Origin of the sequence: Kribbella sp. NPDC050820 (assembly GCF_040653975.1) — a bacterium.
Taxonomy (GTDB): domain Bacteria; phylum Actinomycetota; class Actinomycetes; order Propionibacteriales; family Kribbellaceae; genus Kribbella.
In genome coordinates this window covers 1-12,951 of the sequence record NZ_JBFAHB010000129.1, presented here as the reverse complement: position 1 = coordinate 12,951, position 12,951 = coordinate 1, and the positions used below count along the sequence as shown (strand labels likewise).

At 69.1% G+C, this 12,951-nt stretch carries 14 protein-coding genes and 1 pseudogene; 6 read left to right on the top strand and 9 right to left on the bottom strand.

The window, feature by feature from the left end:
- Nucleotides 1-90: 90 nt before the first annotated feature.
- Nucleotides 91-3,222, top strand: a complete 3,132-nt coding sequence (locus AB0H36_RS46745) for a BTAD domain-containing putative transcriptional regulator (RefSeq protein WP_360538463.1) — start codon at nt 91-93, stop codon at nt 3,220-3,222.
- Here AB0H36_RS46745 and AB0H36_RS46740 read toward each other — a convergent pair.
- Nucleotides 3,206-3,949, bottom strand: a complete 744-nt coding sequence (locus AB0H36_RS46740; RefSeq protein ID WP_360538461.1) for an ABC transporter permease — start codon at nt 3,947-3,949, stop codon at nt 3,206-3,208. The two genes, AB0H36_RS46745 and AB0H36_RS46740, sit on opposite strands and share 17 nt — an antisense overlap.
- Nucleotides 3,946-4,887, bottom strand: coding sequence for an ATP-binding cassette domain-containing protein (locus AB0H36_RS46735; RefSeq protein ID WP_360538459.1), 942 nt, complete (start codon nt 4,885-4,887; stop codon nt 3,946-3,948). Before AB0H36_RS46735 ends, AB0H36_RS46740 begins: the two co-directional genes overlap by 4 nt.
- 161 nt (nt 4,888-5,048) lie before the next feature.
- Between AB0H36_RS46735 and AB0H36_RS46730 the strand changes: the two genes are divergently transcribed.
- Nucleotides 5,049-5,876 carry a DUF4097 family beta strand repeat-containing protein gene (locus AB0H36_RS46730; protein ID WP_360538457.1) on the top strand — a complete coding sequence of 276 codons (828 nt, stop codon included), beginning with the start codon at nt 5,049-5,051 and terminating at the stop codon, nt 5,874-5,876.
- Between the two features lie 60 nt (nt 5,877-5,936).
- On the opposite strand, the gene AB0H36_RS46725 is transcribed toward AB0H36_RS46730, so the two are convergent.
- The 3 genes from AB0H36_RS46725 to AB0H36_RS46715 all read right to left on the bottom strand — a co-directional run bounded on the left by AB0H36_RS46725 (nt 5,937) and on the right by AB0H36_RS46715 (nt 8,024).
- Nucleotides 5,937-6,221, bottom strand: coding sequence for a YciI family protein (locus tag AB0H36_RS46725; RefSeq protein ID WP_360538455.1), 285 nt, complete (start codon nt 6,219-6,221; stop codon nt 5,937-5,939).
- A 166-nt stretch (nt 6,222-6,387) separates the two neighbouring features.
- Nucleotides 6,388-7,728: a type II toxin-antitoxin system HipA family toxin gene (locus tag AB0H36_RS46720; RefSeq protein ID WP_360538453.1), complete on the bottom strand. Its 1,341-nt coding sequence runs from the start codon at nt 7,726-7,728 to the stop codon at nt 6,388-6,390.
- Nucleotides 7,725-8,024, bottom strand: coding sequence for a helix-turn-helix transcriptional regulator (locus AB0H36_RS46715; RefSeq protein WP_360538451.1), 300 nt, complete (start codon nt 8,022-8,024; stop codon nt 7,725-7,727). The genes AB0H36_RS46720 and AB0H36_RS46715 overlap by 4 nt, the downstream gene beginning before the upstream one ends.
- A 141-nt stretch (nt 8,025-8,165) precedes the next feature.
- Between AB0H36_RS46715 and AB0H36_RS46710 the strand changes: the two genes are divergently transcribed.
- On the top strand, nt 8,166-8,915 hold the full coding sequence (locus AB0H36_RS46710) for a phosphotransferase (RefSeq protein ID WP_360538449.1): 750 nt from the start codon (nt 8,166-8,168) through the stop codon (nt 8,913-8,915).
- A gap of 1 nt (nt 8,916) precedes the next feature.
- Here the strand turns inward: AB0H36_RS46710 and AB0H36_RS46705 are convergent, their stop codons facing one another.
- The 4 genes from AB0H36_RS46705 to AB0H36_RS46690 all read right to left on the bottom strand — a co-directional run bounded on the left by AB0H36_RS46705 (nt 8,917) and on the right by AB0H36_RS46690 (nt 11,605).
- Nucleotides 8,917-10,131 (bottom strand): sigma-70 family RNA polymerase sigma factor, encoded by a 1,215-nt coding sequence (locus tag AB0H36_RS46705; RefSeq protein ID WP_360538447.1) that lies wholly within the window; start codon nt 10,129-10,131, stop codon nt 8,917-8,919.
- The gene (locus tag AB0H36_RS46700; protein WP_360538445.1) at nt 10,131-10,541 is read right to left on the bottom strand and encodes a YciI family protein; all 411 of its coding nucleotides are present in this window, start codon (nt 10,539-10,541) and stop codon (nt 10,131-10,133) included. The genes AB0H36_RS46705 and AB0H36_RS46700 overlap by 1 nt, the downstream gene beginning before the upstream one ends.
- Nucleotides 10,542-10,682: 141 nt before the next feature.
- Entirely contained in the window at nt 10,683-11,222 is a 540-nt protein-coding gene (locus tag AB0H36_RS46695) for an AAA family ATPase (RefSeq protein WP_360538443.1), read from the bottom strand.
- Between the two features lie 17 nt (nt 11,223-11,239).
- The gene (locus tag AB0H36_RS46690) at nt 11,240-11,605 is read right to left on the bottom strand and encodes a nuclear transport factor 2 family protein (RefSeq protein WP_360538441.1); all 366 of its coding nucleotides are present in this window, start codon (nt 11,603-11,605) and stop codon (nt 11,240-11,242) included.
- Nucleotides 11,606-11,811: 206 nt separating this feature from the next.
- Between AB0H36_RS46690 and AB0H36_RS46685 the strand changes: the two are divergent.
- The 3 genes and pseudogenes from AB0H36_RS46685 (at nt 11,812) to AB0H36_RS46675 (ending at nt 12,908) form a co-directional block, all read left to right on the top strand.
- Nucleotides 11,812-12,223, top strand: a pseudogene (locus AB0H36_RS46685) (DUF6879 family protein).
- Nucleotides 12,220-12,429 carry a hypothetical protein gene (locus AB0H36_RS46680; protein ID WP_360538439.1) on the top strand — a complete coding sequence of 70 codons (210 nt, stop codon included), beginning with the start codon at nt 12,220-12,222 and terminating at the stop codon, nt 12,427-12,429. Before AB0H36_RS46685 ends, AB0H36_RS46680 begins: the two are co-directional and overlap by 4 nt.
- Nucleotides 12,426-12,908 carry a hypothetical protein gene (locus AB0H36_RS46675; RefSeq protein WP_360538437.1) on the top strand — a complete coding sequence of 161 codons (483 nt, stop codon included), beginning with the start codon at nt 12,426-12,428 and terminating at the stop codon, nt 12,906-12,908. Before AB0H36_RS46680 ends, AB0H36_RS46675 begins: the two co-directional genes overlap by 4 nt.
- Nucleotides 12,909-12,951 lie beyond the last annotated feature (43 nt).

Genomic DNA, 12,951 nt, shown 5'->3' with positions numbered 1-12,951 from the left:
CGCAGCTGGTCGGGCGGCGGTCCAGCCTCGAGCTCGGCGTGGCCGATCCATGTGCCGTGGTGCGCCAACCCTGATGGCACAATCAGCCGAGTGCAGATCGGGATGCTGGGATCGTTCGAGGTTCGCACGGACGACGGCGTTCTCGCCGACGTGCCGGGCGCGCGGCTCCGTGGGCTGCTGGCCGCCCTCGCGCTCGAGCCGGGCCGGGTGGTCCCGAAACCCACCCTGGTCGACTGGATCTGGGGTGAACAGCCGCCCTCCGACGCGGCGAATGCCCTGCAACGCTTGGTGTCCCGGCTGCGGAAGGTGCTCCCGCCGGGTGCGGTCGAGGGCCTGACCGACGGCTACCGCTTGAAGGTGGAGCCCGACGCCGTCGACGCCGTACGGTTCGAGCGCCTGGTCGCCCAGGCCCGCAACGACGAGGACTCCCAAGGGGTACGCCGACTGCGCGAGGCGCTCGCCTTGTGGCGGGGCGCGGCCCTGCAGGACGTCGGACTCGAGGAGAGCGCGGCCTTCGACGCAGCGGTCACCCGCCTCGAGAGGCTCCGCCTGGCCGCCATGGAGGACCGGTACGACGCGGAAGTCAGCCTCGGCCACGGCGCCGAACTGGTCACGGAACTCACCGACCTGGTCGCCGCACACCCGGTCCGGGAACGGCTCGTCGCCGCGTTGATGCGTGCCCTGGTCGCGAGCGGCCGCGACACCGAGGCGCTGATGGTGTTCGAGCGTACGAGGGAAACCCTCGCCGACGAGCTCGGAGTAGACCCGTCACCGGAGCTGTCCGCACTCCACGTCGCGCTGCTGCGCGGCGAGTTGGTACGGCGGGAGGAGAAGCGCCAGACCAACCTCCGCGAGGAGCTGACCTCCTACATCGGCAAGGAAAGCGACATCGCCGCGGTCCGCGACCTCATGTCCGAACACCGCCTCACCACCCTCATCGGGCCGGGCGGTTCGGGCAAGACCAGGATGGCCACCGAGACCGCGCGCCAGCTGCTCGGCGACGTGCCGGACGGGGTCTGGCTGGTCGAGCTCGCGGCGATCAGCGCCGAGGGCGACGTGGCGCAGGCGGCGCTCGACGCGCTCCGACTGCGCGATGCGCTGGTCGGCGAGGCCCCGGACGCGGAGCCGACGGATCGGTTCATCGCCGCGGTCCGCGAGCGGGAGATGTTGCTGGTCCTGGACAACTGCGAGCACGTGGTCGAGTCGGCCGCGGAGTTCGCCCACCGGGCCCTTGGCGAGTGCCGGCGGCTGCGGATCCTCGCGACGAGCCGGGAACCGCTCGGCATCACTGGCGAAGCACTGTGGCCGGTCGCGCCCCTGGTCCTGCCCGCGGAAGGCGCAGATCCCGGCGGTTCCCCGGCGGTCAGGCTGCTGCAGGACCGCGCCGCCGCCGTCCGCAACGACCTCACGACCGACGCCGCGACGATGGCGACCATGGCGCGCATCTGTCGCGCGCTGGACGGCATGCCGCTCGCGATCGAGCTCGCCGCTGCCCGCTTGCGCACCATGACGCTCGATCAACTCGCCAACCGCCTCGATGACCGGTTCCGGCTGCTGACCGGCGGCAGCCGTACGGCGTTGCCGCGCCACCGCACGCTGCGCGCAGTGGTCGACTGGAGCTGGGAGCTGCTCAGCGACGCCGAGCGGATGGTGCTGCGCAGGCTGTCTGTGTTCGCCGGCGGCGCCAGCCTCGAGGCGGCCGAGCAAGTCTGCGCGGGCGGCGCGGTCGAGTCGTGGGAGGTGCTGGAGTTCCTGACCGCGCTGACCGAGAAGTCGCTGGTGGTCACCGTGGGCGAGGGGGCGCCGCGCTACCGGATGCTCGGCACGATCAAGGAGTACGCCGAGCAACGTCTCGAGGAGGCGGGTGAGTCGGAGCTGACCCGCCGTACGCATCTCGCCTACTTCACCGAGTTCGCGCGGACGGCGGAGCCGCACCTGCGCCGCGCCGAGCAGCTGGAATGGCTTGCGGCGCTCGAGGTTGAGCACGACAACATCGCCGCGGCGATGCGCGCTGCACTCGCGGCCGGCGACGCGGCCGGGGCGATGGGGCTTGCCGCGTGGTCGGGCTGGTACTGGTGGTTCGGCGGGCACAAGGTGGAGGGCAACGAGCTGCTGATGGCGGCCACCGCCGTACCCGGTGACGTGCCCGAGGAAGTTCAGGCCTTGGCCTACGCGTTCATCACGGGGTTCCTGACGTCGGGGCGGGGGCGTGACCAGTTCCAGGCCGAGGAGTGGATCCGGAAGGCTCATGCTCTCGGCCAGCGGGTCAACAGCTCGCACCCGGCGGTGCGCATGTCCGCCACCCTCGAACAGCTGTTGCAGGGGCCGGACTCCTTCCTGACCGCGTTCGAGCCGTTGCTTGCCGACGATGATCCCTGGGTCCGGGCGCTGGCCCGGCTGCAGCTCGGCAAGATGCGGATCCTGCTCGGCTCCGGCGAGCAGCAGGCGGACATCTATCTCGAGGAGGCGCTGGCCGAGTTCCGGGCGATCGGCGAGCGATGGGGGATGTCGTTCGCGCTCACCGAGCTCGCGGACCGCATCGCCGTACGCGGTGAGTTCGCGGCCGCCTGCGAGTACTACGACCAGGCGATCAAGGTCGTCACCGAGGCCGGCGCTCTCGAGGACGTCGTACGGATGCGGTCGCGGCAGGCCCAGCTGTACTGGCTGCTGGGCGACGAGGAGGCGAGCGCGGCCGCGATCGCGGAGGCACAGCGCTACGCCGAGCGGGTCGCCTGGCCGGAGGCGCTGATCGAGCTGGCGTTGTGCAAGGCGGAGCTCGCCCGCTGGAGCGGTGACGCCGAGCAGGCTCGCCGCCAACTCGACGTCGCGACGGCCTTGCTGGGCAGCGAGGCCGAGCGGCCCAACCTGCGCGCCATGCAGCACGACCTGCTCGGGTACCTCGCCAAGGATCTGGCCGAGTCCCGCGAGCAGCGCGTCGCCGCCTTCCAGGCCGCGTCCGAGTCGGGGCAACCGATGGCGATCGCGGCGATGCTCGTCGGGATCGCAGACCTGGCGCTGCGCACCGAGCAGTACGAGCAAGCCGCCCGGCTGCTCGCGGCGAGCGCCGGTGTCCGGGGCCTGCCGGACCGGTCGGATCCGGACGTCACCCGGATCGAGGAGGAAACGCGACGTCGCCTCGGTGACGTGGGGTTCACCGAGGCGACGCAGGAAGGGGCACAGGCGAGCTGGGCGGAGCTGGCGGAGGTCACGCTCGCTTCGTGAACGTGGAGTTCGCCCACAGGTAGCCGACCAGCGCGATGCCGACGCACCAGGCGAGCGCGGGGATCACGTCACCGGCAGCCGGTGCGCCGTTCAGCAGGCCGCGCAGGGTCTCGATGATCGGCGTGAAGGGCTGGTACTCCGCGAACTGCCGGACGCCCGGGCCCATCTTGTCGGTCGGCGAGATCGCGCTGCTGAAGAACGGCAGCATGACCAGCGGCAGCGAGGCCAGACCCGCCGTCTCCGGCGACTTCGCCGACAGCCCCATGGCGATCGTGAGCCAGCCGGCCGCGAAGCTGAGCAGTACGACGAGACCGATCACGCCCAGCCAGTCGAGGAAGCCCGCCGACGGGCTGAACCCGAGCAGGAAGGCGACTCCGATCAGGGCCGCGACCGCGAGCAGGTTGGTCAGCACGCTGGCGACCACATGGCCGGTCAGCACCGCGCTGCGCGGGACGTCCATCACCTTGAACCGGTTGATGATGCCCTTGGTGGCGTCGGAGTTCACCGACACCGCCACCGACCCCAGCCCGTAGCAGACGGCCAGCAGGAGCAGGCCCGGCGTCGCGTAGTCGACGTAGTCGACCCCGACGCTGAACGCGTCACCGAACACGTACACGAACATCAGCATGACCACGATCGGCATCAGGACCGCGTTGAACACCGTGGTCGGGTTCCGGGCGATGTGCTTGAGGTTGCGGCGCACCATCACCGTCGACTTGGACTTCATTTCGCTACAACCTCCGTGGTGTGGCCCGTCAGGGCGAGGAAGACGTCATCGAGATCGGGAGTGTGGACAGAGAACTCTTCGGCGCTGAGCGCGTACTCGTCGAGCCGGTCGAGCAGACCGCGCACCGACCTCGTCCCGCCGTCGCTGGGGACCCGCAGGGTCAGCGCGTCGTCGTCGCGGGTGGAGTCGGCGAAGATCACCGCGGCCTTGCCGAGCTCCTCGACCGTGCTGAACCGGAACCGGACGTGCGTCCCGGGGATCTGCCGCTTGAGCTCGTCCGGGGTGCCCTGGGCAACGATCTTGCCCTGGTCCAGGACCGCGACCTGGTCGGCCAGCTGGTCGGCCTCGTCCAGGTACTGCGTGGTGAGGAAGATGGTGACGCCGTCGGCCACCAGCTCGCGGATGATCGTCCACATCGTGCGCCGGCTGCGCGGGTCCAGACCCGTCGTCGGCTCGTCCAGGAAGATGATCCGCGGGTTGCCGACCAGCGTCATCGCCAGGTCGAGCTTGCGCCGCATACCGCCGGAGTACGTCGACGCGGGCTTCTGGGCCGACTCGACCAGGTCGAAGCGCTCCAGCAGGTCGGCGACGATCTTCTTGCCGTCCTTGGCCGGCACCGGGCTGAGGTCGACCATCAGCTGCAGGTTCTCCTGCCCGGTCAGCAGCTCGTCGACGGCCGCGAACTGACCGGTGACGCCGATCGCCGAGCGGACCGCCTTGGCCTCGGTCGCGACGTCGTACCCGGCCACCCGGACCGCCCCGCCGTCGGCCTTCAGCAGCGTGGTCAGCACGTTCACGGTGGTGGTCTTGCCGGCGCCGTTCGGGCCGAGGAGGGAGAAGATCGTCCCCGCGGGGACGTCCAGGTCGATGCCGTCGAGCACGACTTTGTCTTGGTAGGCCTTCCGCAGACCGGAGGCCGTGATCGCTGAACTTGTCATGGCAGTACTGTCATCGGCCGGCCAGACACCCCGCTGACACCGTCCTGACACGGCCTCTGACACGCCGGGGCCCGCGTCAGCACAGTGGCTGGGCGGTGTCAGTACGGCGCGCGACCTTGGTTCCTGTGGTTGACCGAACGACGCCTCAGGAAGGTACTGCGATGACTGCATTCGACACGCCCGGCCCGATCTCCGCGACGGTCGACATCGTCTTCGGGGACATCCGGTTCATCGCCGGCGACCGCGCCGACACCGTGGTCCAGGTCCGCCCGGTCGACCCGTCCTGGGAACTGGACGTCAAGGCCGCCGAGCAGGTCGTCGTCGAGTTCGCCGACGGGAAGCTCTCGGTCAGGCACCCGAAGCTGCGGACCGTGCTGTCCAAGAAGTTCGGGCGCGTGGAGGTCGTGGTTGAGCTGCCGGCCGGGTCCGACGTCCACGCCGACACCGCGCAGGGCGACTACGTCGTCGAGGGCGTTGTCGGCTCGTGCCGGCTGAAGACGCCCGCCGGAGACATCCGGGTCGAGCAGGCCGGCAGCGTGGAGCTCAAGACCAGCGGCGGCCGGGTGCTCGTCGACCACGTGCGGGGCCAGGCCGAGGTCCGCGGGAACCGTGAGATCCGGATCCGGCGGGTCGACGGCGGCGCCGTACTCAAGAACATCGGCGGGGACAGCTGGGTCGGCGAGGTGGCCGGCGAACTGCGGGTGAGCGCGGCCAACGGCGACATCACCGTCGACGTGGCGCGGGCCGGGGTCGACGCCCGGACCGCCATCGGCAACGTCCGCGTCGGCGAGGCCGGCGGCGACGTCGACCTGTACACCGCCACCGGCGAGGTGGAAGTCGCCGTCCCCGAGGGCACCGCCGTACACCTCGACGCCCGCACCACAGCCGGCCGAGTCTTCGACCACCTCAAGCCCACCCCTCAGTCCGCCCGCCCCCTAAACCTCCGCGCCCGCAGCCACAGCGGCAACATAACCATCCGCACCACCTGACACCCCGTCTTGACCGATGGCAGGCACGCGCTCCTTCGCCGGGCGCCTGGAGTCCTTCGGTCAGGCGTCTGGGTCGTCGAGGAATTTGCGGACGTCTTGGGGGCAGCGGCAGGCGGCTGCGGTTTTTGCGGCCCAGACCAGCGCTTCCTCGCGCGTGGGTACGTCGACGATCATGACGCCGCCGATGAGCTCCTTGCTCTCCGGGTACGGGCCGTCGGTGACCATCCCGTCGACGGCCACGACCGCGGGGTCCGCGTCGCCGTCGTCGTACCGCAGCCCGCCGGAGAAGACGTACACCCCGGCATCCTTGGCCTCCCGAACCACCGCATGAGCGTTCTTCCCCACCTCGGGGAAGTCCTCCTCCGGATGTGGTCCATCGCGCCCTTCTCGAACGAGATCAGGTACTTCGGCATCGCATCACTCCTTGTCCGGGCAGCCTTCACCGACCACCCCTAACCCTGCAACGAACCCCACCCACCGAATCCGACAACCGTCAGGGCAAGAATGGCCGTTATCGGCCGGGGCGGGCGGCGAATCGGCCGGCACCTTTGGAGCCTCGTGGCACGCGTGGCTGCCGGCCCGCAGGCGGCCGCGCTCGCTCGTCGGCCGTCGCGCCAGTGGTGATCGACGCGATGTGCTCACGCAGCCCTTCGAAGGCCGGTTCGAAACGATGACGCTCGGCCTCGCCGATCCCATGTGAGGCGGCGACTCTGCGCCAGTCCGCTGTCGCATCGCTGACTTCGCGCAGAATCTGCTGTGCCTCGAGCACACTCAGATCGAACGTCTCGGCGTACGTCATCAGCCCGGTCAGCTCGTCCGTCCGGCCGCGCGCGCCACCGATTCCGGTGACTCGTTCCTCGGAGACGATCGGGTTCGGGTTGACGTCGAAGACCGGCGACAGACCCCACCCGCCTCGTGCACGCAGGAAGCCGTGGTTGCGCAGATGGTCGTCGGTGTTGTGGATCGCGACCGAGAACGCGATCCGCCGCCACAACTCGTGCAGGTCGGCCCTGACCCGCGCACCGTGCTCGGTGAGTGTCTCTGCGACCTCGACGTAGTCCCGGACGTCGCCGTCGCGCCCTTCGATCAGGGTCATGGCGCTGATGTACCCACGACGCCGTACGCCGTCCCGGTCAAACCGCTCGAGCACCAGCACATGCCGGCCATCGATCTGGACCAGCTCACTGCCGGGGACCTCGATCCCCGCCTGCTCGGCCAGGTCGAGCGCCGTCTTCTCCCAGGCCATCACGTCCCACTCGTCGCTGCGATGAGGAAACTTTGCGATCAGCAAACGATCTGCGTCGCGGACCGACGCCTTCGGGCGCGCGCCACCAAGTGAGCCCGAGCCCGCGTCCAGCAGCGCTTTGATGGCGGCCAAGTCGTCTGCACCGTCTCCGGCAACCTGATCGGCTGCGCGGAGCAGTCGCGGCAGCTCGACCAACTTCGGCACCTGCAGGTCTGGGTCGAGAAAGGGACCATCTGCGTCGAGCCTGAACCGAAGCGCGCCCTGTCGAGTCTGATCGCTGACGCCGATGAGGAAGTCGATATCGCCTAGCGAGGGTGGGGTTCGGCCCTCCCGAAGGGCGAGCGCCTGGAGTCGTTTGGTGATCAGGCTCCTACCCCAGCGATCCGGCGAACAGTCCGCGAACGCGCCCGGGAGCCCATCGATCTGTTGAGGGCCGGCGAACAATCCGAGTGCCGGATCAATGGGGTAGGCACCCTTGCGGCTGAGATAGCTCGGAGCGTAGTGAAACGAGGTCGACGACGTACCTCGACGACGGGTGAAGTACGCCGTACCGACCTCGACCGTCTCACCGTCGATGTCGACGTGAACCGACAGTGACGTCGTCACGGCCGCACTCGCTTCGGGAGGGCCTCGTCAGCGCGGGCCCGGCCCAGCTCGGTCTCGTAGGGATCGAACGACTCGACCACGCGGTCAAGCGCGCCGAGGACACGTGTCACGTTGAGGAGCACATCGAGACCGACACTGGTCTCGCCGTTCTCCAGCCGCCGCAGTGTGCCACGAGAGATCCCAGCCCGTTCGGAAACTTGCTCAGCGGTCAGCGCCTGGAGCTTGCGCCAAGCAGCCAGGTGCGCACCGATGCGTTGCGCACCCAACCGAGTCCGAGTAGGCACCGGCCTGGACATCTCACATCACCTGCCTCATTAATGACCGCTATAGCGTCCACTGTATCACTTAATGGTCTGTATAACGGCCATTATTGTTCGCTCACAGTGCGCAGTCGTAGGCGGTAATTCTGGTGACGTTGGTGGTGGGGCGCCTCGATAATGGCCGGTGTGGATGAGGTCGAGGTCGTTGTAGCGCATCGGGATTGTGCGACGCTGCGGGTCGGTGACGTGTTCCTGAAGGTCGACGGCGATCAGGCGCGTTCCGACGTCGAGGTCGAGGCGATGGCAATGGTGCCGATCCCGACTCCGGAGGTCCTGTGGCGGAAGCCGCCCGTGCTCGCGCTCGCCGCCGTCCCGGGTACGGCGCTCGGTCGCCTCGGCGAGCCGTCGACCGCGTCGGCGGCGGCGTGGGCCGCGGCGGGCGCCGCCGTACGGATGCTGCACGACGCGCCGCTGCCTCCGTGGCCTGGTCGAAGCGTCGACGAGATCGCAGCGCACCTCGACGGCGAGTGCGAGTGGCTCATCGCGAACGGCGTCCTTCCCGCCGACCTGGTCACGCGCAACCGCGAGATTGCCGAGGCTGCGCTGCGGCCATGGACGCCCGTGTTCACGCACGGGGACCTGCAGATCACCCACGTGTTCGTCGACGGTGACAAGGTCACCGGTGTGATCGACTGGACCGAGGCGAGCCAGGGCGACGCGATGAACGATCTCGCCAGCTTGACGCTCGGGCACGAGGAGCACCTCGCCGACGTCGTTGCCGGGTACGGCGCCGACGCCGTCGACCTCGACGTGATCCGGGCGTGGTGGTCGCTGCGCAGCCTGCGCGCGTCCCGCTGGCTGATCGAGCACGGCTTCGACCCGAACACGCCGGGCTGCGAGTTCGACGTACTGAGATCCCAGATGTAAGTCAGCCCAGCGCGGCGGCCTTGCGGAGCAGGACCGAGCGTTCGCGCTCGTTGGCACACAGCCGGGCCGCCAACTCCAGCTCGGCGCGCGCCTCCGGTAGCCGACCGAGGCGGGTCAGCAGCTCACCGCGCACGGTCGGCACCAAGTGCGAACCAGGAAGCCGATCCCTGGCGATCAGCTCGTCCACCATGTCCAGGGCCTGTGCCGGACCCGACGCCATCGCCACGGCCACGGCCCGGTTGAGCTCGACCACCGGCGAAGGCGCGACCCGGCCGAGCGCTTCGTACAGCACCACGATCCGGTCCCAGTCGGTCGCCTCCACCGAAGGCGCCGTCGCATGGGCGGCAGCGATCGCAGCCTGCAGGCCGTACGGGCCGAGCCCGCGAGCCGACGCCTTGGTCAGCGCGGCCAGCCCACGGTGTACTGCGGAGAAGTCCCACCGCCGCCGATCCTGATCCTCCAGCAGGATCGGCGTACCGTCCGGGCCGGTCCGGGCCGGGAAGCGCGCGGCCGTCAGCTCGCACAGCGCGAGCAGACCGTGTACCTCGGGTTCGTCCGGCTGCAGCGCGGCCAGCGTGCGGGCCAGCCGGATCGCCTCGTACGCGACGCTGGGGCTCAGCAGCCGATCGCCCGACGTAGCCGTCGACCCCTCGGTGAAGATCACGTAGATCACGCTGAGCACACCGCCCAGCCGTTCCCGGCGCTCACCGGCCGGCGGCAGCTCGAACGGCACCCCGGCCGCCGCGATCGTCTTCTTCGCTCGGGTGATGCGGGCCTGCACGGTCGGCACCGGCACCAGGAACGCGCGGGCGATCTGTTCGGTGGACAGGCCGCCGACCACGCGCAGGGTCAGCGCCACCCGGGCCTCGGGAGAGAGAACCGGGTGGCAGCTGACGAACATCAGCGCCAGGACGTCGTCGTCGATCCGGTCTGGGTCGATGTCCTCGTCGACCACCGGGTCAGCCGCCAGCAGCGCGTACCGATCCCGCAGGACGGTACGGCGGCGGATCGCGTCGATCGCCCGCCGCCGGGCCGTCGCCATCAGCCAGCCGGCCGGGCTGGCCGGCGACGTGACCGGCCACGACACCAGCGCCTCGGCCACTGCCTCCTGCGCGGCGTCCTCGGCCAGCCCGAAGTCGCCGGTGAACCGGGTCAGCGCGGCAACAATCCGCGCCGACTCGATCCGCCAGACGGCCTCGACGTCGGCCGCATCCATCAGGTGCGGCTCTCGCTCCCGGCCCGTTGCTGGGCGGCCCTCTCGATCCCGTCCGGCAGCTCGTCGTCTCCCGCGACCCGCCGTACCTCGATCTTGGACCCGGTCACCGCCGGGACCCGCTTGGCCCACTCGACCGCCTCCGCCTTCGAGGCGACGTCGAGCAGGAAGTAGCCCCCGAACAGTTCCTTGGTCTCGCCGTACGGCCCGTCCGTCACCACCGGCGCCTCGCCGCTGAAGTCGACCACAACGCCCTGGCCCGCATCGTCGAGCCCCTCGGCCGCGACGAACACGCCGGCCTTCACCAGCTCCTCGATGTAGCGGTACGTCGAGGCCGCCAGCTCCTCGAACTTGGCCATCATGGCCGCGTTCGACTCATCGGTGCCCCGCATGATCAGCATGTACTTCGCCATCGTGCTCTCCTCGTCCGGCGGGACCGCCTCTCGGCCCTCGCCCCCACTGGTCGAACGAGCGGCCCACGGATCGACAAGCCCCGCAGAAATCTCTCCCCGAATCCGCTCATCGTCGCACCTCTGGGATCCGGCGGTCCGATGTCAGGCGCTGCCGCCGTCGAGGAAGGCGATCGCTTCCCGGACGCAAACCTCGACCGGCCGTGCGGTGTCCAGGCGCAGGTAGCCGGCCTCCGGGCGCTTCGCCCGATCGAGCCCCTCCCGGAAGGCAAGGGTTTCGTCGCGGCTCTGATCGGGGGCGTCGACCGGCGGCGTACCGACGGATGGCCGCTGGCTGCGCGTGGGCCGCCGCTCCCGGAGCCGGCGATCCAGCAGCGGGAGGTCGTCGGCGAAGCATTCGATGTACCGGTACGCGGCCTGGTGTCGCTCGGCCAGACTCTGGCCGGCGTCGAGCAGTTCGTCGTACTGGCAGGGACTGTCGATGATCACCGAGCAGGTCGTGCCGAGCATGTCCTCGGCAAGAGCCAGAGTGGTCCGGTAGCTCGGCGGGCCGACCTCGCCGTAGCCGATCCCGGAGTCCAGCAACGCGGACTTGACCACGTCGACATCAAGAACCGCGAACTGCCGACTGCGCGCGAGCGCCCGCGCGATCGTCGACTTCCCAGCACCAGGCACCCTGGACATCTGAACCAGCATCAGCATCAGGGCGTGCACCAGAGCGCGTTAGCAATCTTCCAACCCTCACGAGTGCGCACCAGATGAAGGTACTCGTGATACGGCTCAGACCGCACAAGCACCGAAGCGATGTCCCGCTTCACGTCGAGCACAACAACCTCGATCGCCCGATCCCCCAGCCCACTGGCAACCTCCACCCCCTCACCCTCACCCGTCCAGGCAACCATCTGCTCAGCCGTCACAAACGACAGCCTGGCCCCCTGATCCTCGCCCCGCGACCGCTTCACCAAATCCCGATGCAACGCCCGCCCCATCCGCGAGACATCCCCCTCAAACCACCCCTCAAAGTAATCCCGAACCACCCCGACAATAAGCGCCCTGTCGTCATCCATGAGTTCCCCCTGAGCAGCCGACTGCCCCGACTCTATTCGCTGAAACAGCAGGTCCTCGACGTCCGAATGGCTCCCGGCAGGTGAGACGCTGGTGGAAATTCCGGACTACATGATCCCGCTCTTCAACAACCCGCAGCCGTAGGGAAGCCGTGCAGGAGATTGCAGAAGCTGATCTGACCAAGCTGACCGGCAGCTTCAAGCGCAGCATGGTCCACCTCGAAGCTCGGGACGCCTACGGCACCGAGACCGAGTTGCCGTACATGGCGGAGTGGAAGCGCGGAGAACCGGACGACTACCTCTGGCTCGAGGAGTGGTGCCAGAAGATCCGCGAGCACGTGGCCGCCGGCCGAACGGCCAGAAGGGTCAAGATCGTCTCGGAGCCACTGAGCGACTACCAGCGCTGGGCCTACGAGGTGTTCACCCCGATCGCCAGAGCCGGTGAAGACGTTCACCGCCTACACCACGACGACCGACCCTGACGTGGCTGAGATGTGCGCCACCGCCTTCGAGAAGGTCTGGGACCTATCAGTACCGCATAGTGAGTACAGGGAGCAGCGTCCAGGCTGGCCAGCGCCGTTGCCGGCCACACCGAGACCTACGTGCGGTCGCGAGCCATGAGCGGCATCAAGCTCGCGTCGCTGGCCATGACGGTCGGCGATCCACAGGAAGCGGCTGCGATCGGTGCGCAGGCGCTCAAAGACGCGCGGTCCCTGCGCTCACGTAGGGCCGCCGATGACCTTCGTGATCTGGCCAGCCGCGCCACGGTGTTCGAGCGGGTCGCCGAGCTCTGCCACGACATCCGCAACGTACTGGTTGCCTCGTGACCGTGCCTCCGGCAGAGGTTCTGCTCAAGCAGGCCTGCGCCCAGGCTGGCCTGTCATCGTCTGGCGCCGAACCAATCCGGCTTGGTGAGAACGCGATCTACCGTCTCCCCGGCGAGTTGGTGGCGCGCATCGGACGGCGCGGCCAGGTTGGCGCCGCCGAGAAGGAAGTCGCCGTCGCACGCTGGCTCGCCTCGGTGGATGTGCGAGCTGTCGAGGCGCTGCCCGATCTCGACCAGCCAGTTGTTGTCGACGGCTCGCCGGTGACCTTCTGGCGTGAACTCCCGGAGCACCGCCACGGCACACCACCCGAGGTCGCCGCTGCGCTGAAACGACTGCACGCCAGCCCACTGCCGACGGACTTCGAGCTTCCGCCGCTCGCGCCGTTCGTCCGCCTGTCTGAACGCATAGATGGCGCTACGACGCTAAGCCTGGATCCACCGATGGACTGGGGTGAGTTGGCTGGGGTGAGCGTGCCGTAACGCGAGAATGCCCTTGCGTGCTGGGAGATTGGGACTTGCGACA

Excerpts from the sequence above, each read along its gene's own strand:
- AB0H36_RS46740 (WP_360538461.1), bottom strand. The coding sequence starts at position 3,949 with ATGAAGTCCAAGTCGACGGTGATGGTGCGCCGCAACCTCAAGCACATC.
- AB0H36_RS46735 (WP_360538459.1), bottom strand. The coding sequence starts at position 4,887 with ATGACAAGTTCAGCGATCACGGCCTCCGGTCTGCGGAAGGCCTACCAA.
- AB0H36_RS46730 (WP_360538457.1), top strand. The coding sequence starts at position 5,049 with ATGACTGCATTCGACACGCCCGGCCCGATCTCCGCGACGGTCGACATC.
- AB0H36_RS46715 (WP_360538451.1), bottom strand. The coding sequence starts at position 8,024 with ATGTCCAGGCCGGTGCCTACTCGGACTCGGTTGGGTGCGCAACGCATC.
- AB0H36_RS46710 (WP_360538449.1), top strand. The coding sequence starts at position 8,166 with ATGGCCGGTGTGGATGAGGTCGAGGTCGTTGTAGCGCATCGGGATTGT.
- AB0H36_RS46705 (WP_360538447.1), bottom strand. The coding sequence starts at position 10,131 with ATGGATGCGGCCGACGTCGAGGCCGTCTGGCGGATCGAGTCGGCGCGG.
- AB0H36_RS46700 (WP_360538445.1), bottom strand. The coding sequence starts at position 10,541 with ATGGCGAAGTACATGCTGATCATGCGGGGCACCGATGAGTCGAACGCG.
- AB0H36_RS46695 (WP_360538443.1), bottom strand. The coding sequence starts at position 11,222 with ATGTCCAGGGTGCCTGGTGCTGGGAAGTCGACGATCGCGCGGGCGCTC.
- AB0H36_RS46690 (WP_360538441.1), bottom strand. The coding sequence starts at position 11,605 with ATGGATGACGACAGGGCGCTTATTGTCGGGGTGGTTCGGGATTACTTT.
- AB0H36_RS46680 (WP_360538439.1), top strand. The coding sequence starts at position 12,220 with ATGAGCGGCATCAAGCTCGCGTCGCTGGCCATGACGGTCGGCGATCCA.